At 66.1% G+C, this 20,332-nt stretch carries 19 protein-coding genes and 1 pseudogene; 7 read left to right on the forward strand and 13 right to left on the reverse strand.

Going from position 1 to position 20,332, the window contains the following annotated elements:
• Positions 1 to 499: 499 nt before the first annotated feature.
• Positions 500 to 1,441, forward strand: coding sequence for a dihydrodipicolinate synthase family protein (locus DIE08_RS25440; protein WP_059525958.1), 942 nt, complete (start codon positions 500 to 502; stop codon positions 1,439 to 1,441).
• Between the two features lie 148 nt (positions 1,442 to 1,589).
• Here the strand turns inward: DIE08_RS25440 and DIE08_RS25445 are convergent, their stop codons facing one another.
• From DIE08_RS25445 to DIE08_RS25460, 4 genes are all read right to left on the reverse strand, one after another.
• Complete coding sequence (locus DIE08_RS25445) at positions 1,590 to 2,963, reverse strand: MFS transporter (RefSeq protein ID WP_124629443.1); 1,374 nt, start codon at positions 2,961 to 2,963, stop codon at positions 1,590 to 1,592.
• A 222-nt stretch (positions 2,964 to 3,185) separates the two neighbouring features.
• Complete coding sequence (locus tag DIE08_RS25450; RefSeq protein ID WP_124904203.1) at positions 3,186 to 3,527, reverse strand: NIPSNAP family protein; 342 nt, start codon at positions 3,525 to 3,527, stop codon at positions 3,186 to 3,188.
• Between the two features lie 14 nt (positions 3,528 to 3,541).
• Positions 3,542 to 5,323: an FAD-dependent oxidoreductase gene (locus tag DIE08_RS25455; protein WP_260436565.1), complete on the reverse strand. Its 1,782-nt coding sequence runs from the start codon at positions 5,321 to 5,323 to the stop codon at positions 3,542 to 3,544.
• 85 nt (positions 5,324 to 5,408) lie between these two features.
• Positions 5,409 to 6,245 (reverse strand): SDR family NAD(P)-dependent oxidoreductase, encoded by an 837-nt coding sequence (locus DIE08_RS25460; protein ID WP_124904207.1) that lies wholly within the window; start codon positions 6,243 to 6,245, stop codon positions 5,409 to 5,411.
• 183 nt (positions 6,246 to 6,428) lie between these two features.
• On the opposite strand from DIE08_RS25460, the gene DIE08_RS25465 reads away from it, so the two are divergent.
• Entirely contained in the window at positions 6,429 to 7,328 is a 900-nt protein-coding gene (locus DIE08_RS25465; protein WP_059600665.1) for a helix-turn-helix domain-containing protein, read from the forward strand.
• A gap of 78 nt (positions 7,329 to 7,406) precedes the next feature.
• On the opposite strand, the gene DIE08_RS25470 is transcribed toward DIE08_RS25465, so the two are convergent.
• The 5 genes from DIE08_RS25470 to DIE08_RS25490 form a co-directional block, all read right to left on the reverse strand.
• Positions 7,407 to 8,579: a 4-hydroxybenzoate 3-monooxygenase gene (locus DIE08_RS25470; protein ID WP_124904209.1), complete on the reverse strand. Its 1,173-nt coding sequence runs from the start codon at positions 8,577 to 8,579 to the stop codon at positions 7,407 to 7,409.
• A 143-nt stretch (positions 8,580 to 8,722) separates the two neighbouring features.
• Positions 8,723 to 8,977, reverse strand: a complete 255-nt coding sequence (locus DIE08_RS25475; RefSeq protein WP_059600841.1) for a hypothetical protein — start codon at positions 8,975 to 8,977, stop codon at positions 8,723 to 8,725.
• Positions 8,978 to 9,584: 607 nt separating this feature from the next.
• Positions 9,585 to 10,754 (reverse strand): class C beta-lactamase, encoded by a 1,170-nt coding sequence (gene ampC, locus DIE08_RS25480; protein ID WP_124904211.1) that lies wholly within the window; start codon positions 10,752 to 10,754, stop codon positions 9,585 to 9,587.
• 185 nt (positions 10,755 to 10,939) lie between these two features.
• Positions 10,940 to 11,752 carry an alpha/beta fold hydrolase gene (locus DIE08_RS25485; protein WP_124904213.1) on the reverse strand — a complete coding sequence of 271 codons (813 nt, stop codon included), beginning with the start codon at positions 11,750 to 11,752 and terminating at the stop codon, positions 10,940 to 10,942.
• 102 nt (positions 11,753 to 11,854) lie between these two features.
• A complete protein-coding gene (locus DIE08_RS25490) occupies positions 11,855 to 12,265 on the reverse strand; it encodes a hypothetical protein (RefSeq protein ID WP_124904215.1) in 411 nt (136 codons plus the stop codon).
• A 391-nt stretch (positions 12,266 to 12,656) separates the two neighbouring features.
• Here DIE08_RS25490 and DIE08_RS36300 point away from each other — a divergent pair, with 391 nt between their 5' ends.
• Together DIE08_RS36300 and DIE08_RS25500 are read left to right on the forward strand one after the other, a co-directional pair.
• Positions 12,657 to 12,791 carry a hypothetical protein gene (locus DIE08_RS36300; RefSeq protein WP_006750603.1) on the forward strand — a complete coding sequence of 45 codons (135 nt, stop codon included), beginning with the start codon at positions 12,657 to 12,659 and terminating at the stop codon, positions 12,789 to 12,791.
• A 144-nt stretch (positions 12,792 to 12,935) separates the two neighbouring features.
• Entirely contained in the window at positions 12,936 to 13,694 is a 759-nt protein-coding gene (locus DIE08_RS25500; protein WP_124904217.1) for a hypothetical protein, read from the forward strand.
• Between the two features lie 169 nt (positions 13,695 to 13,863).
• Here the strand turns inward: DIE08_RS25500 and DIE08_RS25505 are convergent, their stop codons facing one another.
• Positions 13,864 to 15,051, reverse strand: coding sequence for a beta-propeller fold lactonase family protein (locus tag DIE08_RS25505; RefSeq protein ID WP_124904219.1), 1,188 nt, complete (start codon positions 15,049 to 15,051; stop codon positions 13,864 to 13,866).
• A 264-nt stretch (positions 15,052 to 15,315) separates the two neighbouring features.
• On the opposite strand from DIE08_RS25505, the gene DIE08_RS25510 reads away from it, so the two are divergent.
• The 3 genes and pseudogenes from DIE08_RS25510 to DIE08_RS25520 form a co-directional block, all read left to right on the forward strand.
• On the forward strand, positions 15,316 to 15,954 hold the full coding sequence (locus DIE08_RS25510) for a TetR/AcrR family transcriptional regulator (RefSeq protein WP_124904221.1): 639 nt from the start codon (positions 15,316 to 15,318) through the stop codon (positions 15,952 to 15,954).
• Between the two features lie 84 nt (positions 15,955 to 16,038).
• A complete protein-coding gene (locus DIE08_RS25515) occupies positions 16,039 to 16,731 on the forward strand; it encodes a pentapeptide repeat-containing protein (RefSeq protein ID WP_124904223.1) in 693 nt (230 codons plus the stop codon).
• Between the two features lie 211 nt (positions 16,732 to 16,942).
• Positions 16,943 to 17,086, forward strand: a pseudogene (locus DIE08_RS25520) (polyamine ABC transporter substrate-binding protein); the annotation flags it as partial.
• 42 nt (positions 17,087 to 17,128) lie between these two features.
• Here the strand turns inward: DIE08_RS25520 and DIE08_RS25525 are convergent.
• From DIE08_RS25525 to DIE08_RS25535, 3 genes are all read right to left on the reverse strand, one after another.
• On the reverse strand, positions 17,129 to 17,695 hold the full coding sequence (locus DIE08_RS25525; RefSeq protein ID WP_124904225.1) for a DNA-binding protein: 567 nt from the start codon (positions 17,693 to 17,695) through the stop codon (positions 17,129 to 17,131).
• Between the two features lie 77 nt (positions 17,696 to 17,772).
• Complete coding sequence (locus tag DIE08_RS25530) at positions 17,773 to 19,020, reverse strand: MFS transporter (RefSeq protein ID WP_124904227.1); 1,248 nt, start codon at positions 19,018 to 19,020, stop codon at positions 17,773 to 17,775.
• A gap of 266 nt (positions 19,021 to 19,286) precedes the next feature.
• Positions 19,287 to 19,616, reverse strand: coding sequence for an H-NS family nucleoid-associated regulatory protein (locus DIE08_RS25535; protein WP_124904229.1), 330 nt, complete (start codon positions 19,614 to 19,616; stop codon positions 19,287 to 19,289).
• Positions 19,617 to 20,332: the final 716 nt, after the last annotated feature.

Genomic DNA, 20,332 nt, shown 5'->3' on the forward strand with positions numbered 1-20,332 from the left:
CAAGCAATCTCAAAAATGCTTTCGGCGGAAATGCGACACGTCGGCGAGCCGCCGCCGGCCGTTCCGGGAGCCTGCGGGGGAACGGATTTCGGTCAGATGAAAGCGCGACGGGAACGGGCTTGCGCAACGCTGGTCGGGATTCGCGGGCATCAGGTGGTGGAGCCGGGACGCGCATCGCGCCGCCTTCGCCGGGATCGCCCACCATCCTCGCCGGAGGCCGTCGCGGCGCGGTTCGCCGCCCTCCCCGATGCCCCGAAACCAGGGGCTATGTCATGCCCTTTTTATTTTATATTGTATAAAATATGCGAACTGGCTAGAATGCCTTCGTCGATGGCTGACTTTCGGGCGAAACCGGAGGCAACGTTTCGGCACCGAGGCACGCAAGAGGTGGCCAGCCGCCATCCGGATCACGTGAAGCACCGACGAGACGGCGAGCGCGCGTACCGCCCAGGTTGTGCCAGCTATGGCAGTTGACCCTATCTGAATGTGAGGAAACGAGATGAGCGACAACATTTTTACCGGCACCATTCCGGCCCTGATGACGCCGTGCACCGCTGACCGTCAGCCGGATTTCGACGCGCTGGTAAAGAAGGGCAAGGAACTGGTGGCACTCGGCATGCGCGCGGTGGTGTACTGCGGCTCGATGGGCGATTGGCCGCTGCTGACCGAAGCGCAGCGCCAGGAAGGCGTCGCGCGCCTGGTCGAAGCCGGCGTCCCGACGATCGTCGGCACCGGCGCGGTGAACTCGAAGGAAGCCGTGTCGCACGCCGCGCATGCCGCGAAGGTTGGCGCGCACGGCCTGATGGTGATCCCGCGCGTGCTGTCGCGCGGCGCATCGCCGGCCGCACAGAAGGCTCACTTCGCCGCGATCCTGAACGCCGCGCCGAACCTGCCGGCCGTGATCTACAACAGCCCGTACTACGGCTTCGCGACCCGTGCCGACCTGTTCTTCGAACTGCGTCGCCAGCACCCGAACCTGATCGGCTTCAAGGAATTCGGTGGTGCGGCCGACATGCGTTACGCAGCCGAGAACATCACGTCGCAGGACGACAGCGTGACGCTGATGGCCGGCGTCGACACGCAAGTGTTCCACGGCTTCGTGAACTGCGGTGCCGCCGGCGCGATCACCGGCATCGGCAACGCGCTGCCGCGCGAAGTGCTCCAACTCGTCGACCTGTGCAAGAAGGCCGCGCAAGGCGATGCGGTGGCACGCGTCCGTGCGAAGGAACTGGAAGCGGCGCTGGCCGTGCTGTCCTCGTTCGACGAAGGCTGCGACCTGGTCCTGTTCTACAAGCACCTGATGGTGTTGAACGGCGACAAGGAATACACGCTGCACTTCAACGAAACCGATGCACTGAGCGACGCGCAACGCAACTACGCGGAAGCGCAGTACACGCTGTTCCGCAACTGGTACGCGAACTGGTCGAAGAGCATCGCGTAAGCGCGCTCGCACGATGCAGTGCAATATGCGGCCATGACACGGCTGCGTGATGGAAAGGGAAAGCCACGGATCACTCCGTGGCTTTTTTCTTGTCTACGCCCCGCCCTGAAGCAGCACGCCCGCACACGCTCGGCAGGCATCCGCCGCATCAGTGTTGCTGCACGGCCGCGCCGCTCGCGCGCTCCTGTTCCGTGAGTTCCGTGCGGCAGCGGCCGATCGCGTGCAACGCACCGGCCGCGACGAGCGCCGGTACCGCAAGCAGGCTGAACACATCGCCGAAGCGCCAGCCGAACCCCATCAGCATCGCGCCGGCGAACGCGCCGGCCACGCCGCCGATCCGTCCGATGCCAAGCATCCAGGCCACGCCCGTCGCGCGGCAACGCGTCGGATACAGGCTCGCCGCATAGGCCGACATCGACGTCACGGCGCTCGTCACCACGGTGCCGCACAGGAAGATCAGCGTGCCGAGCCACGCGGCATGCCCGATCGTGCGGCTCGCCACGAGCACCAGCAGCGCTGCGACGACATACGCAATCACGATCGTCCGGTTCGGATTGAAGCGATCCATCAGCCACCCGACACCGAGGTTGCCGAGCACGCCGCCCAGCGGGAACAGCGACGTCATCAGCGCGCCGCCTTCGGCGCTGAAGCCCGCATCGCGAAGCAGCGTCGGCATCCAGTTGGTCAGCAGGTAATAGATCAGCAGCCCCATGAAGTAGGCCGCCCACAGCATCAGCGTCCGCGAACGAAACTGCGCGGACAGCACCTGCGCGAGCGCGGACGCCCCGCCGGCCTGCGGGCGCGCGCCGGCGGCCACGAACGCACGGTCGTCGAAGCGCTCGTTCGGTGCGATCCGCGCGAGGATGCGCGCGATGCGCGCATGCGTGCCGGGTCGTGCCGCGAGATACTGCGCCGACTCGGGCAACAACATCACGAGCGCGACCGCCAGCGCGATCGGCCCGATGCCGCCAGCGGTCAGCACGCTTTGCCAGCCGAAGTGCGGAATCAGCCATGCCGACGTGATGCCGCCCACCGCGAGCCCGCACGAGAAGCCGCAGAACATCGCGTTGACGGCCACGCCGCGGATCCGGGCCGGCGCATATTCCGCCATCAGCGTGACGGCGTTCGGCATCGCCGCGCCGAGGCCGAGCCCGGTCAGGAAGCGAAAGGCGGTCAGCGCCTCGATCGACTGCGCGTGCGCGGACACCATGCTCCACGCGCCGAAGCACGCAACCGACAGCACGAGCACGGTCTTGCGGCCGAGCCGGTCGGCGCAGGGGCCGGCGGCGAGTGCGCCGATGCCGAGCCCGGCCAGCGCTGCGCTCATCACCGGGCCGAGCGCGCTGCGCGCGATGCCCCAGTCGTGGGTCAGCGCCGGCGCGATAAAGCCGATCGCGGCCGTGTCGTAGCCGTCGGCGGCCACGACCAGAAAGCACAGGATCAGGATCAGCCACTGGCAGGGGGAAAAGCGCTCGGCGTCGATGAACGACTGCACGTCGAGCGTACGCGGTTGGGTTTTCATCGTGTGTCTCCTTCGATCCGGTGCAAGACGGCGCTGATGCGCCGCACGCACGCGGACATCTCCATGTTCATGTTTCGTTGTAGGCCCGGCGTCCGGGTGACGTGCACAGGTCAGCCAGGCGGCGAATCCCCGGCGCCAATGCCGTCCGCGCAGCTCGTCATCATTGCCACTCTCTCCATGCGAATGGCGTCCATGTCGTATCGGGGTGTCGTCGTCATGGGCTCAGCGCGTCAGGTACGGGAGGCTCGGTAACTCGACGCGGCGGATGATGCGGCTCTCCTGCGCGACGATCAGATGGCCGGACGCCTGCAGGTACGCGGGCCAGTCCGGATCGGCATCGCGCGCGGTGCGCCGCGCGTCGTAATCGGCGATGCTGTCGTAGCCCCACAGGTGGACAACCTGGTTCAAAGCGCCGATGTCGCTCATGTAGAAGCCGACGGGCGCGCCGAGATACTTCACCTGGATCGGCATCGCGAGTCGGTCGAAGATCTCGATGAATTCCGCCATGCCGCGCGGGCGGATCGTATAGATGCGATGGTCGATGAATGCTTTCGCGGTAGTCATGGTGTGCTCCGGGTTCACGCGGTCGCGCGCGCGTCGGCGGGATGCGCCACGGCAGCGCCCGGTGTCGGTTCGGTGAGGCCGGTCAGGTCGACGAGCCCCGCGATATGGCGCGCGCTCAGATAGCCGAACGTCATGATCGGACCGAGCGTGATCCCTGCACCCGGGTAGTTTCCGCCCATGATGCTGGCGCGATCGTTGCCGACCGCGTACAGGCCGGCGATCGGCCGGTCGTCGGCTGCCAGCACCTGCCCGACCGCGTTGGTGCGGATTCCGTCGAAGGTGCCGAGATCGCCCATCACGACCTTCAGTGCGTAATACGGCCCGTCGCCGAGCGGTGCCACGCACGGATTCGGACGATGGTCCGCGTCGCCGAGATAGCGGTTGAACGACGTCGTGCCGCGGCCGAATTCGGGATCCTCGCCACGCGCGGCGTCGCGGTTGTAGCGCCGCACGGTTTCCTCCAGATTCGCCGCATCGATACCGGCCCGCTGCGCGAGTTCCGCCAACGTACGGCCCTGCACGAGATAGCCGTTGCGCAGCAGCGGCCCGAGCGGCACCGGTGCGGGCTTCGCAAAGCCGAGCCCGTATTTGCGGATCGTCGCGCGATCGCACACGAGCCACATCGCCGTCTCTGTCTCGTCGCGACATGCGGCGATCATCGCCGCACCGACGTCGTGGTAGGAATTCGATTCGTTCGCGAAACGCGTGCCGCGACGGGTCACGCCGATGACACCCGGCTTGTAGCGATCGAGGAGATGCGGAAACACCCCGAAACGGCCATCGCCGAGCGGCACGCGCGAAACGGGCATCCATGCGGCCGGTTGCGGATAGCGAATCTCCACGCGGCCGCCGGCCTGCTCGGCCAGCTTCGCGCCGTCGCCGGTGTTGCCGGCCGGCACGGGCGACACATGCACGCCGCCGCGCGCAACGTGTGGATACGCACGCGCGATTCGCGCGACGTCGTGCGAGAAGCCGCCGCTCGCCAGCACGACCGCACGGCGCGCGGTAATGCGATACGTCTCGCCATCCGCCCCGACCGTCGCGCCGGCGATTCGGCCTCCGTCGGTCACCAGTTCACGTGCGGGCGTGTTCGTCAGGATCGGGATCCCGAGGTCCAGCGCCGACTTCGCGAGTCGTGCAGCGAGCGCGTTGCCGCTCGTGATCTGCACGCCGCGCCGGTACAACGCGAGATCCTTCAGATGCGCGGCGAGCCGCTTCGTCACGTACCACGCGGACTTGAGCGAGCGCGTTGCGTTGAAGAAATGCTTCAGATCCGCATTCGACGAATTGAACATCATCCCGATAAACGTGATCGTCTTCAACGGCGGACGCAGGCGCTCGAGATCCTGCCCGAGCCGCCGCGCGTCGTACGGCGCGGCGACGACCGAGCGGCCGATGTCGACTCCGCCTGGCTGGTCCGGGTGATAGTCGGGATACAGCGTCGGGACGAATTTCACGTCCGTTTCGCGCTCGAAGAATTCGAGCATGCGCGGGCCGTGCTCGAGAAAGGCCTCGATTGCCGCGTCGTCACGGAACGCGCCCGTTTCGCCGCGCAAATACGTGCGTGCCGCCTCGCGCGTATCGCGCACGTCGTTTGCACTCGCGTGGCGATTGCCGGGGATCCACAGCACGCCGCCGGAAAACGCGGTCGTGCCGCCGAAGCACGCGTCCTTCTCGACGACGATCACGTCGAGGCCGGCCTTGCGCGCGGTAATCGCGGTGGACAGGCCGCCCGCTCCCGATCCGATCACGAGCAGATCGCACGTGACGTGCTTCGAACGATGCCGATCGTTCATCATGTCTTCCTCCATGGATGGAACAGCCGCGCCGCCACGCCGCTGAACGCGGCGTGTCTGCATCACGCGCGGCAATGTCGTTGAACTACCTTGCGCCGGCACCGGCCTCATAGCCAGGCCGCGGAACGAGATCCATCAGCATCGCGTCGAGTCCACCGTCGACCACCAGTTCCGCCCCGTTCACATACGCGGCGCGCGGGCTCGCGAGAAAGGCGACGACGTTCCCGATGTCGTCGGGGCGGCCGATGCGCCGGCTCGCGGTCATCGCGCTGCGTCGCGCCTGGATGTCGCCGCTCTGATAGAACGCTTCGGACAGCGGCGTGCGGATCATCCCCGGGCACACCGTATTGCTGCGGATGCCACGCGGCCCCCACTCCGCCGCCAGCTGCCGCGCGAGCATCGCGACCGCTGCCTTGCTCGCGCTGTATGCACCGCTATGTGTCTGCGGGTAGCGCGCCGCAATGGACGCGACATGCACCATCGAGCCCGAGCCGCGTGCCAGCATCGCGCGGCCGAACGCCTGCGAGCAGAGCATGTAGCCGGTGAGATTGACCTGCAGCATCGCGTTCCATGCGTCCAGGCTGATCGTCTCGATGCCGCCGGCACGCAACAGGCCGGCGTTGTTCACGAGTACGTCGACGGGACCGAAATCGCGCTCGACGCGTCCCGCGGCCTGGCTCACGCTCGCCGCGTCGCCAATGTCACATCCGATCGCGACGACATCGCCGCCTGCCGTCCGCAACCGCTCCGCGACGGCGATCGTCCTGTCCGCGTCACGGTCGAGCAACGCGACCCGCGCACCGGCTGCCACGAGCGCTTCGACAATCGATGTACCGATGCCGCCCGCCGCCCCCGTCACGACACACACCTGCCCGTCGAGACGAAGCCAGTCCGCCTGTCGGGTATCTGCTTGCGATATCATTAGGTTTCCTCTTTAAATAGGCTTGAAATGTCCGGATCGATCCGGCATACGCTGCCGGAACGTCGCGCGATGCGTCAGTTGCAAGCGCTACGTCGATGAGAAAAGTATAGAAGCGCGCATCGCGCGAAAACTGGACAAACGCCGCAAGCAACAGGACAATTTGTACACAGGAGGCCGCGCGGCATGAGGAGAATCCCTAACTACGATCTGTATGGCGAATCGGCTCGTCCGCCTTGGTACGACGCGTTCAACTTCGAATGGATACCGGAGCGCAGCCGGCCGAACGACTGGCATATCGCCGCGCACCGCCACGATGCGCTATTGCAGATTTTGTACATCCGCGGCGGGCACGGGCATGTCGTGATCGAGAGCGGGAAGCACACGTTCGCGCCGCCGTGCCTCGTGCTGCTGCCCGCGCAGACGGTCCATGCTTTCGAGTTCTCGCCGCAAATCGACGGCCTCGTGGTCACGGTCGTGCAGCACGCGCTGGAAAAGCTGGTCAAGACGGTCGCGCCGGGCGCGCTGTCGACCCTGCAACGTGCGGCGATGATTCCGGTCAAGGGGCCGGACGCGAGCGTGTCGATGCTGATGCCGCTGTTCGCGTTGCTCGAACAGGAATTCCGCAGCACGTCACGCGGCCGCGGCGCGGCCGGGATGGCGCTGCTCGTCGCGCTGGTCGTGCATGTCGCGCGCTTGAGCGATCTCGCGGCAGCGCCGTCGCATGCCGGCATCGACCGGCGCGGGACGCTGCTGCGACGTTTTCGCGAGCTGATCGACGCGCATTTTCGAGAGCATCGACCGGTGGAATTCTATGCGGAGCGGCTCGGCGTGACGGCCGCGCAGCTTGCGCGCGTCTGCCGCGAGGAGCTGGGGATTTCGACGACGGCGGTCGTCAACGCGCATCTGATTCGAGAAGCGCAACGCGAGCTGGTTTATTCGAATCTGAGCGTAAAGCAGATTGCGCACGAGATGGGCTTTGCGGACAGCGCGTACTTCAGCCGTTATTTCCGCAAGCAGACCAGCCAGACACCGGGCGAATTCAGGGAATCGGCCCATCGCGAGCTGATGCCCGGCCAGTCTTGAACCGGCCCGATTCAGCCGGTGGAGCCGGTCGCGACGCCGGGGTGTCGCGACCGGAACAGCCGACCCGCTAGCGGCACGTCAGACCGCGACGGCGCCGACGTAGTTTTCCGCCATCGCCATCGCCGCCGGGCGCGACGTCGTCACGTGCTCGAGCTCCGCGACCTGCAAACGCTGCTCGAACGGCGACGCGTCGTCGAGACGATGCATCATGCGCGTCATCCAGTACGAGAAGTGTTCGGCGCGCCAGATCCGGCGCAGCGCGGTTTCGCTGTATGCGTCGAGCAGATCGGTGCGGTCTTCGTCATAGAACGCCTGCAACGCGGACGTCAGGATGCGCACGTCGGACACCGCGAGATTAAGGCCCTTCGCGCCGGTCGGCGGCACGATATGCGCGGCATCGCCGGCGAGGAACAGCCGGCCGTGCTGCATCGTCGTCGACACGAAGCTGCGCATGCCGACGATGTTCTTCTGGAAGATCCGGCCTTCCACGATCCGCTGGCCGTCGGCGGAATCGACACGCGCATGCATCTCCGCCCAGATACGATCGTCGGACCAGTTGTCGACCGAATCCTTCGGGTCACACTGGAAATACATGCGCTGCACGTTCGGCGAACGCGTGCTCACGAGCGCGAAGCCGCGCTCGTGGCGCGCATAGATCAGTTCGTCCGACGACGGCGGCGCTTCGACGAGAATGCCGAACCAGCCAAACGGAAAGACCCGTTCGTAGTCCTGCCGCAATTCGGCTGGGATCATCGTACGCGACACGCCCTGCGAGCCGTCGCAGCCGATCACGAAATCGCAGTCGAGCGTCTGTTCGACACCGTCGTGCACGAAGCGGATCGACGGTGCATTGGTCTCGATGCCGGAAATCGTCGTCCCGGATACGTTGAAGTACGGCGCACCGCCGGCCGCGACACGCGCGGCCACGAGATCCTTGAGCACCTCGTGCTGCGCGTAGACGGTAATCGCCTTGCCGGTCAGTTCGGTGAGATCGATGCGGCGGCGCTTGCCTTCGAACGCGAGTTCGAAGCCGTGATGCAGCGCGCCTTCCGCTTTCATCCGGTCGCCGACGCCGGCTTCGGTCAACACGTCCATCGTGCCTTGTTCGAGCACGCCGGCGCGAATGGTGGACTCGATCTGTTCGCGACTGCGCGACTCCAGAACGACCGACTCGATGCCGCGCAGATGAAGAAGATGGGAAAGGAGCAGGCCCGCGGGCCCCGCGCCGATGATGCCGACTTGCGTACGCATGAATGTCTCCGGGTGGAATTGATTTTGCGCAAGTTTGGCGGCGGCACGCGCTATCCCGCAACGCGATATCCGGAATATGGACTATCTCGATAATAGATAAAGGCCGGATGCGCTTCACGCATCCGTGGCGTGCGCCCACTCGGTCAGGGTTTCACCGTCGCCAGGCGCGACTCCATCCCGTCGATCTTCGCGAGCAGGCCATTGGCGAGTTCCGTCACATGGCGCGGCATGTCGGGGATCGCCAGCAGCGCTTCGATCCGCCCGCGCCAGTAACTCGGACGACTCACACGCATCGCACACGGCATCGCCGCATCGCCGCTATCGGCATCGCTTTCCAGCAGCGCGACCATTCTCTCGATATGAGAGAGCTCGCGCTCCACATAGTCTCTCGTGAGCATCTGATCGATACCCCCCGCAACACTGCCCTGGCCTGTCGTCATCGCCGCGTCACCGCATGGTCTCTTCGGGGAACACGTCGTACTCGCTTCCCGTCACGGTACGCGCGCTCTGTGTCAGAACACCGCCGATCCGCGCAACGATTTAGTTCATATCATCGGATCATTCCCGCGCGGCCTTCGAAACGTCGCCGTTGTGCCGCGTCGGTTGCATCCGCACTGCGATCCTTCGTTGACGATCGTAGATGCTCCGCCTCGCGACGGCATCCCCAATATTGAGGATGCCTGCTGGAATCGATCGCACCGCATCCGCGCGATGCGGCACGTGCGGCAACCTGGGAATGGGGATATCCAAGGCACGCTCATGCGTGCGGAAATGGCCATCACGACCGACATCGGCAGCGGCACGCACGGCGTGCGCATTGGCACCATGCGCAGCAAGATCAAGGCGATCGTCGCAAGCACTGGCGTGAGAGGAAGCGCGGGTCCCGTCTCGCTGTGCGGCGACCGAACCCACTCAGCGGCGCCGGCCGCGCATGCCCTTGCCTGCCGGCGGTTCGCGCACTCGTCCGGTCCAGTTGCCGGACCACGCGGGCCGACGCGACTCAGGTTATGGCTTGCCGTGCAGCGACTCGACGATCCGGTACGCGGTCTTCACGCGATCCTCGATCGGGAAGCTGCGGTTCGCGAGCATCACGATCGCGATCTGCTTCGCGGGAACGAACGCGACATAGGCGCTGAAGCCGTTGGTCGACCCCGTCTTGTTGATCCACGTGTCCGCGCGCGGCGCGAGCGGCGGCTCGAGTTCGGTCGCGGGTGTCGCGTTGTGGAGCATCGGCGGCGCATTCCCCGCGAGCAGCGTCGGCAACGCGACCGGATACGGATACTGTTCCCAGATCAGGTCCTGCGTGAACGGGCCCGCACGGAAATAGCCGGTATGCGTGCGTTCGAGCGCGCGCTGCAGCCGCGGCGACGTTTCGACGAGCCCCATGTTCGCCTGCACGAAGCGCAGCAGGTCGGCCGCCGTCGTCCTGACGCCGTACGCAGGCTGCCACAGCATGCCGCCGGTCATCCGGATCGGCTTGCCGTCCTGCGTATAACCCTGCGCATAATCGGCCTGGCGTGCGGCGGGCACGTCGATGTAGGTATGCGTCATCCCGAGCGCGGGGAACAGCCGCTGTTCCATCAGCACTGTGAAGTCTTCGTGCATCGCCTTCGCGGTGAGAAAACCGAGCATTCCGATCGCGACGTTCGAGTACGTGCGACGCGTGCCCGGCGCGTATGCAGGCCGCCACGCGTCGAGATAACGCATCAGGTCCGCGTCGTCGCGGATGCTGTCCGGCACCTGCAGCGGCATTCCGCCGGGCGTATGCGTGCCGAGATTGAGCAGCGTGACGACGCCGAACGGCTTGCCCTGCAGCGCGGGGAGGTACTTGCCGGCCGGGTCCGAGAGCGACAGCTCGCCGCCTTCCTGCGCGTTCGCCGCAAGCGTCGCGGTCAGCGTCTTGCTGACGGAGCCGATCTCGAACAGCGTGTCGCCGGTCACCGGCTTGCCGGTTTGCGTCGACATCACGCCGTAGTCGAACACATAAGGGTTGCCGTCGATGACGACGCCGATCGCCATGCCGGGAATGGCAAACTGCTTCATCAGCGGCGCGACGTGGCGGGTCACGGTGTCGTGAATTTCGTCCTGCGTGGCAGCGGCCGCGCGGCCAGCCATGGCAGCGGCGCACGCGGCGACGAACAGGGTCGCGGCGATGCGGATCGCGTTGAATCGCATGATTGCGGTTCCTTCGATTTTATGATGGTTGCGTGAACAACAGGTCCGGCCGCGCCGCGCGAGGACCGTGGGCAGCCGGCCTGTCGAGCAGGACTATCGCCCGCCGGCCGCTTGCCAACAATCGATGAAATTTTGCGCGAGCCTAAAGAAAATCTTATGCGGCGCGTGAACCGGCCATGCGGACGTCAGTCCGGCAACCGGTCGAGAAATGCCAGCATCGCGGCGTTGAAGCGCGCCGGCCGCTGCAGCGGCGCGAAGTGGCTCACGTCCGGCAGGATCGTCAGCGTCGCGCCCGGAATCGTGTGTGCGAGATACGCTGCATGGTCGGGGCGGATGAATTCGTCGTGCTCGCCCTGCACGATCGCGACCGGCACGGCGATCGCCGCGAGGTCGGCCGCGCTGTAATCCGGTTGCGTGCGCATCATTTCGCTGACGGCCGCGACGAACGCATCGAACTCGCCCGGCGTCGCGGACAGCCGCACGTAGTCCTTGCGGTGCCGCGCGAAGCAGCGGTCGATCAGCGGGCCCGGCACCATCTCCTTTGCGCCGCCCGGATCCATGTTGCACGCAAAGAAGAACACGCCCGCCGCACGCTCCGGCGCGCGGGCAGCCAGCACGAGCGACACGCACGCGCCGTCGCTCCAGCCGACGAAGCGTGCGCGCCCGATGCGCAGCGCATCGAGCACCGCGAGCACGTCGGAGGCCATGCGTTCGTAGGAATAAGGGCGATCGTCGCGCGTGCTGCGACCGTGGCCGCGGCTGTCGATCACGATCGCCCGGTAGCCGGCCGCGAGCAATGCCGGCACCTGGTTACCCCAGTTGCCGCCGTGACCGAGGCCGCCGTGCAGCAGCACGACCGGCGCGCCATGGCCGAACGACGCGTGCCAGATGCGCGCGCCGTCGTGGTCCAGCCATCCTTCGGTGTCGGCCGCCGGCAGCGGCGTGCCGCCTTGCGCGTCGAAGCGGACGAGATCGTCGTCGGTGAATTCCGCATTCATCGTTCTGCCGTCCTTTCGAGGGAGACGAGCTTCGGATTGTAATGCGCGGGGTGGCGTGCCGCGACGCGTGCGCGCGCGGCGGGACGATGCGGCGCCGTGCCGTCAGGCCTGCGTCGACACCAGCCCGCCGGACGTCGAGCCGCCCGACTTCTGGATCGCCTGCGCGAGCTGCGCGATCGCCGTCGACAGCGCGGCGGAGATCGTACTGGCTTCCGCGCTCAGCGTCTGCTGCTCGATCGCCGCGGCCGGATCGTTCTTCGCGCGCTGCGCGGCGGCCGCCATTTGCTGCTGCACTTGCGCGAGCTGTTTCTGCAAGCGCTCGATGAGTTGCTTGAGCTGCCTGACTGCCGGATCCTCGGCCGAGGATCCCGACGCGCCCTGCGTCTGCCCCGCGCCGCCTGCCGGCGCGGCGCTGCCCGTCGACGACGACGCGGCACCGGTGCCGGACGGGTTGGCAGTCGCCTGACCGGTGGCAAGCGAAGTTTGAGCGGCGGAAGAAAGATCGATCTGCATCGTGTCGGTCCGTAATGAGTGTGCAACTCGGGTTGGTTGAACAGGGAATACCTTGCAACTTGTTTACGGTATTCGTCAGATAAAACTTTAGCCCCGACTTCCGAAGTGCCTTGAAGCGGCGGTTGCCAAGCGCGTACGGTCGATTGTCGCGAAGGGGCCAGATTAGCCGACCGTCGACGCTGGTAAAATCGCCCGCTGGCCTGCTGCCGCAGCACACCGGCTGCTTCCGGCAAGGCCTCGCGGGCTACCCCCGCGTTAGCGCCCGCCCCGTCGGGCCCGATACGCGATGCCCTCCGGCGCCGTCGATGCGCGAGCCCCGCGCCCGCATCGACATGACGACGCGCCGACTCCGGCACGCACGCCCTTCATCACGCATTTCGAGGAACTCACGATGGCCCGCATCGGCGCCTTCTGCCTGACCACGTGGCTCGCAGCCGCGATTCTCTATTTCGGCCAGCATTCGGTCGCGATGATTGCGCTTAGCGGCGTGGTCGTATTCGGCGGATTCGACCTGTTGCGTCCGTAACGGCGACGGCGCGTGCAGCGACGCGATTTGCCGCTGCGCTGAAAAATGCCGACCGGCGGGCCGTGACGCAGCGTAAGATGCTGGTCGGAATCGTCATCCTCGCGCAGTGCGAACACGGCAATCACCCACGAACGCCATCCGACCATGAAACAAGGCATTTTCGTCGCCACGCCCGCTTACGGTGGCATGTGCTATCTGCCCTACGTGAACGGGTTGCTGGAGCTTCAGCGTGCGTGCCTGAATGCCGGCCTCGCGTTCGAATACTTCTACGTGAGCGGCACTGCATTGTTGCATCAGCAACGAAACGTCGCGGTCGAGCGTTTCCTGCATAGCGGCCTGTCGCACATGATGTTCATCGATGCGGACATCGGCTTTCGCGGCAGCGACGTGATCCGGATGTTCGAACAGCAGCACGACGTGATGCTCGGGCTGTATCCGTCCAAGAGCATCAACTGGCCGGCGGTCGCCGAGGCCGCGCGCTCGGATCCGTCGGCACCGCCCGAACGGCTCGCCTTGTTCAGCTCCGATTACAGCCAGACCGTGTATGCGGTGGACGGTTCCGCGCCCCGGATCCAGCTCGATTCGGTTTCCGAAATCCACTCGGGCGGCGCCGGTCTGATGATGATCGCGCGCGGCGTGTTCGAGAAGATGGCGCAAGCTTTTCCCGAGACGAAGGTCCAGTTCCCGCCGAGCTATCAAAACCTGTCGCCGAATTCGACCACCATGTACGAGCATTTCGAATTCCTGAGGGAACCCGACGGCCGCTCGCTGTCGGAGGATCTGTCTTTCTGCAGGAAATGGCGGATGTGCGGAGGCAAGCTGTATGCGTGTTCGTGGTTCAAGACCGTCCACGTGGGCGTTCATCTTTATGAAGGCAACCTGCCGGCGTTGCTCGGTCAATGACCCGCGGGCGCGAACGGCTGGCGCTGCGCGACGCGTAGCGGCGCGAGCCGTCCGGCTTGCGGAAGGCGGCTGACCGTCGCCAGCGCCGCAGCGTCGAGCTGCGTGCGCAGCCCCGCATCCCGGACCGGCTCGATGCGCGCATCGACCAGCCCGTCAACGCTTCAACACATCACCGCGGCAACGTCCTCAACGACGACGGCCCGCCCGACAGCGCAATGCGCTTGCCCGTATCGCGCAGCTTGCCGCCTTCGACCGCATACAGCGCGAGCTGGCGCTCGACGTTGAACTGCACGATCACGTGCCGGCTATCGGCGGTAAACACGATGCCCTGCGCGGCTTCGCCGCCCGGCACTTCACTCGTCTGCACCGCACGACCGTCGCGGATCTCGAACAGCACCACCTTGCCGAGCTTGCGGCGGCCCGGGTTGTCGGCCGTCAGGTTCGAGCCGTCCATCGCCTGCACGGCGATCCACTTCCCGTTCGGCGAGATCGCGACGCCCTCCGGCAGCGACGGCACCGTCAGGTACTGGACCGTGCGGAACGGCGTGCGCGACACGTCGATCAACGCGACCGAATCCGCATCGCCCGCGAGCGTGCCCGTGTAGCCCGGCAGCCCCGCGAGGCCGACGTTGCTCACGACGGCCCAGCGATTGTCGCTCGACACGTCGATCGTATAGGGCGCGACGCCCGTGCTCAGTCGTGTGCCGCTGTCGGTCACCTTGCCGTCGTCGACGTTCAGCACCGCGACGCCCTGCTCGTCGCGCAGCGACACGAGCGCATGCTTGCCATCGTGCGTGAAGCTGATCCCCGCGAGCCGCTTCTTGCCGATCTTCAGGTTGCCGTCGAGCGTCACCTGCGTCCCGTCGATCCGCAGGATCGACACGCTGCCGTCGAGGTTCGCCACCAGCGCGAGCCGGCCCGATCGGTCGATCACGACCCCCTGCGGGTGCGTGCCGAGTTCGATACGCGTGATCGCCGGCGGCGACGCATCGAGGTCCACGACCTGCAGGAACGTGTCGTACACGAGCTGCTTCTCGTTCATGTCGTAGCGCGTCGGCGCGCCGACCAGCACGAGCTTTGCGCCCGGCGCGATCGCGACGGCCTGCGGCGGCCCCTGGATGCCGTTCTCGACATCGACCTGCAACGCGACCTTCGGCGGAAATACGCTCGCGTCGAGCAGCGTCAGCGTGTCGGCGGGCGGCGACGCGAGATAGGTATCGCGCCCTTCGACGCGCTGGTACTTGCCGTCGTTGCCGGACACGATCCAGTCGGCCGCGTGCGCGGCGACGGCAGTGGTGACGAGCGTCAGCGCGGCGAGCAGGCGGGCGCGACGAAGGCGAAAGAGATTCGAATGCATGGCGGTCGGTTCTCCGGATCGGTTGCGGACGCAATGATTCGCACGGCCCTGCTGCTCGACGGGCCGATGCAACCGCATGATGCACGAAAGCGCGCGAATCCGGCGTCTCGCGCCCGCCGCTCAAGAACGCGCCGGGCGGGTTGATGCGTCCAACGCTATGTCACATACCAATTAATTTGTGACAAAGTGTGCGAGAATTCCAAACCGACGCATTCGGTCGGCACACCGGCACACGCCGCGCAACGCACGGCATCGAGGAAAAGAATGGATCGGCAACTGCGCTGGGGTGACGCCAGCAGGATGGACAGTGTCAACGACGGGCGAAATGCAATCCTGCGCGCGACGCTCGACGCGATGATCGAGCACGGGATCGACCGTCTGTCGATCGACGACGTCGCACGTCGCGCGAACATTTCTCGACGCACGCTGTACCGCTATTTCGGCACGAAGAAGGAACTGATCCAGGGCGTGATCGGCGTCGAGAATGCCGCTTTCTTCGACGAGATGCAGCGCGCGCTCACCGGCTTCGAGCACGACTTCGAGGCCTATTGCGCGGAAAGCGTGTGCTTCGCGGTGCGCTACCGCGATCGTCATCACGGCGGCTTTCACCACAACTATCTCGCCACGAGCGTCTCGACGGAAGTGTTCGGCTACATCGTCGAGAACGTCGCGCCGATGTGGCAACGCGTGCTGGAACAGCCGTACCGCGAATACGCTGCCCTGCACGGCGCGCAGGTGCCCGCACTTGACGACGTCATCGCGCTGATCAGCCGCATCGCGCTGGCGTACTCCCTGATTCCGGCTGACGAGCAGGCAATGCGCGCGCAGATGCGCATCCTGTGGACGTTCCGGCGCGAGCCGGCCGGCAAGCCGGTCGCGGCCAGGATGAAGGCGGCGCGCTGAACGGCAGCGCGCGCGATGTCGCGCAACCCGGTCGATGCCATCCGATACCGGCCACGAACCTTTCAACTCACACTGGATTTCTCCATGACGACTTGCGGAGCTTCCGTCTCCGGCCGAACACTCGATCGCGCCGACCTGCTGCTTCTCGTCGAAGGCTCGCCCGCGCCGATTCGTCTCGAAGACTGCGACCTCGAAGGCGCGGACCTGTCGCGGCTCGATTTGCGCGGCGTGCGGTTCGAGCGCTGCGCGCTCGCGGAAGCGTCGTTCGTCGGCGCGACGCTCGCGCAGACCGCGTGGATTCGCTGCCGCGCGCGCCAGGCGAGCTTCGCGTCGGCCGATATCGAGGACGCGCAGTTTCAGTCCTGCGATCTCAACAACACGAGCTGGCGCCGCAGCAAGCTCGGCTCCGCACGCTTCGACGAATGCAGGCTCACCGGCGCCGACTTCGAGGAATGCAAGTCGCTCGGCATCGAATTCTCGAACACGCTGCTGGTCGGCGCGAGCCTGCGCCGTTTCTCGTTCCGGAAGACGCGCCTCGTGGCGCTCGACTTCTCGGATGCCGATCTCGCCGGCACGGACTTTCGCGACGCCGTGTTCGAAGGCGGCAGCCTGCGCAACGCGCATCTGAACGACGTCCGGTTCGATGGAGCCGACCTGCGCGACGTGGAGCTCGGCGGCACGCCGAAGCTGCTCGCGTCGGGCGTGCTGCGCGGCGCGACCATCTCGTATGACCAGGCCGCGATGCTGATCGAGAATCTGGGGATCCGGGTCGCTTGACGACTGCACACGCATTTCTTCGCGTCGCGGTCGATATTCGCGACTTCGCTCGCGAGCCGCGCATGCGGCAAATGCCGCCCGGCAATCTGTCGAATATTCTCATCACGTCAGCGGCATTCCGACCGGCGCATGTCACGCATGCCCCGTGCGCTCATATTCGCCGACCGGACCCATCGGCACTCGAATGACTAGGGAAAATCCTGAGACATCCTTCGTGAAGCCCGCGATCGCGCGCGATCCGTCGGTCTATCCGGCCGACGAGGTACTGAGCAAGATGACGCTGCTCAAGCCGATGCCGCCCGAGATTCGCCGGCTCCAGAACCGGTTGTGGGCGCAACTGAAGACCGGGCGCTGACGGGGCAGCTCGCGTCGGGCAACGGCGCGACGGCCACGGCCACTATCCCTGCGCCCGCTCCGCATACGGCAACGCCGCAGCAAATGTTGCGTCGATGAACCGGATCACGTCGTCGAGCGACGACGTGCACGTCGCGCCCGCGGCGCGTTCCCGAAACTCGCCGTCCGGCCCGAGGCAGATGAGCGGCTTGCGCCAGCGCTGCGCGAGCGCGATCTCCTCGGCCGTCCCGTGCCCGCCGGGCAGCGCGACGATCAGGTCGCTGCTCAGCACGTTCACGTAGTTCCGGTTGATGGTGTGCGGATCGGCGCCCGGTTCGCGGCGCGGCAGCGGCGTGAGGATCGGGATCTCGACGAACGGATGCGGATAGCCGTCGAGCGGCACGAAGCCCGCGTGCGGATCGGGCTGCGTCGGCACGATGCCGATCGACCGGCCGGCCCGCCCCGGCACGCCGACGAATGCGCGCGCGACCGCCAGCATCACGCCCTGGCCGCCACCCGTCAGCAGGTTGAAGCCGGCCTGCGCGAGCCATGCGCCGAGCGGCTCGGAAAACGCGAGCCATGGTTCCTTGCCCGAGCCCATCACGCCGATCGTTCGGTTGTTGCGTTGCATCGTGAATTCCGGTGATGAAATTGAATTGAACCGTGCCGAGGCGCCGGGTCGCGAAACCCGGCGCGCGCCGCGCAGCATCATTCGAGTTCGACGCCCTTGAGTTCCGGGATCAGGAACAGCGTCGCGACCATGTCGAGCACGTAGAGGCCGGCGAGCAGCGCGATCGCCGTCTGGTACGAGTAGTTCGCGGCCAGCGCGCCAACCGCCACCGGCCCGAAGCCGCCGACCGCGCGGCCGATGTTCCACAGCACGTTCTGCGCGGTCGCGCGCGCGGCGGTCGGATAGCCTTCGGACATCAGCGTGCCGTAGCCGCCGACCATCCCGTTGACGAACATCCCCATCAGCGCGCCGGCCCACAGCATCGCCGTCGGATCCGACAGCCGCGCATACACGATGACCGTCACGACCGAACCGAGCTGGTACAGCAGGAACGTCGGCTTGCGGCCGATGCGATCGGCGAGCTGCCCGAACACCCAGACGCCGATCATCATCCCGACGACGGTCGCCGCCGTCCATAACCCCGACTTCGTCAGCGAGAAGCCCATCTGCTTCGACAGAAAGGTCGGCAGCCAGATCATGATCCCGTAGTAGCCGAAGTTCTGGACCGAGCACAGGATCACGATGCCGAGACTCGTGCGCGCGGTGCGGGCGTCGGCGACGAGCATCCGGAACGCGTTGGCGCGCGGCCGCGTCACGCGCTGCACGAAGACTTCCGGTTCGTGCAGCCGGTTGCGCAGCATCCACGCGAGTAGCGCGGGCAGCACGCCGACCACGAACATCCCGCGCCAGCCGACATGGAGCAGCAGCATCGGCGTCAGCAGCGCGGCGAGCAGCACGCCGGCCTGCCAGCCGAGCGCGACGTAGCACGAGACGCGTGCCCGCTTGCTCGCCGGCCACGCTTCGGCCGCGAGCGCCATGCCGATTCCGAACTCGCCGCCGAGGCCGATGCCCGCGATGGTCCGATACACGAGCAGATCCCGGAAACCCTGAGCGAACGCGCACAGGCCGGTGAAGACCGCGAACAGCATGATCGTCCAGGTCAGTACGCGCACGCGGCCGTAACGATCGCTCAGGGCACCGAACAGAATGCCACCAGCGACGGCGCCGATCAGCGTCCACGTGACGAGCGCGCCGCCCTGCCCGGGCGTCAGCTGCAATGCCGCCGTGATCGCCGGCAGCATGAAGCCGAGGATCAGCAGGTCAAAGCCGTCCATCGCATAGCCGATCGCCGAACCGGCCAGCGCCTTCCACGCGTATGCCCCGACCTGCTCGTCGCGCGGCGCCGCCGGATCGCCAAGCGCCGAAGATTTCATGTTTGCTGCCATGGTGTCCTGCCGGAAATGTCCGGGCGACATTCTAAAGCCTGTTCCCGCGCATGACGGGCGCCGGACGCACACGCGGAAAGCGCCGCGCGGCCCGCTTCCGGGAATGGAAGCAGGCAGCGCATGAAATGAATCTGAAAGATATTGAAGCCGGCGATCCCGCAGTCAGGCGGGACACCAAAAGAACGCGATGAAGCGGGTGTTGCGAGGCCGACGTCGCCTCCGGCGCGGGTCGAACGACACCGGAGCGGTGCCGGTGCGGTGCAGCCTCAACCCTGATCGTCGCCGGGCCACCAGGTTTTGGCTTCGCGATCGACGAGCAGCGTATCGAGATCCTTGCCTTCGAGCCATTTGGGTCGCGGGCCACGGCCCGACCACGAGCGGCCGGTCGTCGGATCGTAATACTTGGCAGGCGCCTTGCGTTTTCGCTGGACGATGTAGCCGAGGGCGCTCAGCACTTCCTGCTGCGAGATGCCCAACAACTCGACCTGCTCCTTGAATGCCGCGAGCGCGGCTTGCTTCTCCTTCTGCTTGGCTTCCGACAGCTTGATATTCAGGTCCCGAAGTTGCGCTTCGAGATCCCGCAGAGCCTGGGTCATGTATTCATCCTCTTTGGGCATGTTTTTATTCAAAAAACCTCCGATGGCCGAACCTATCACGAAGTTCCGCCAATCGGTGTTGCGATATGTGACTCGTTGGCCTGGACCTGTAAGATTTTCGAAGTGTGCCGAACGCCACGCCGTCGTCGAAAACCGCACGGGATCGGCACGCAACACATGACGCGCCGCGTCCAAGCGCGCGGCGAGCCATCGGTGGCGACCTCCTCGCCACCTGGCGCCGCACCCGGGCACAGGCGCGGCATGGCGCGAATGATAGCAGTGCGCATCCGTCATGTTCGAGGACTTTTGCGGTCCGGCGCACACTTGCCTGCGCCAGCCGGCGAGCGTCGACGCCGGTGCGGCGGTTTGCGTGCCGAAGCTGCACGCGCGCGTGTAGTGGATGCAGCGGAGAGCCGCTGCCGTGCGCATCGACTCGCTAGCGGTCGGACAGCCAGTCGAGCGCGAGACACGGGTACCCGCCGCGCGATCGGTTCGCTGAACGCGATCGGCGACACACCGACGTCGGCCATGTCATTCAGCATCGTCGCCCGGGTTGCATTGTCGGCGCGGACCGAAGACGGTCGCACGCGGTTCGCAGTCTTGTGAATCCGGCTGCGGAAAATCCGTGCTCGTCGAGTCGCAGCGCATGGAACGTGTCGACATCGATATGGATGACGTAACGTTCCACTTCTCCGGGCGACGCGGCAAGAAAGCTG

The organism is Burkholderia sp. Bp9004, assembly GCF_003858025.1.
Classification (GTDB): domain Bacteria; phylum Pseudomonadota; class Gammaproteobacteria; order Burkholderiales; family Burkholderiaceae; genus Burkholderia; species Burkholderia diffusa.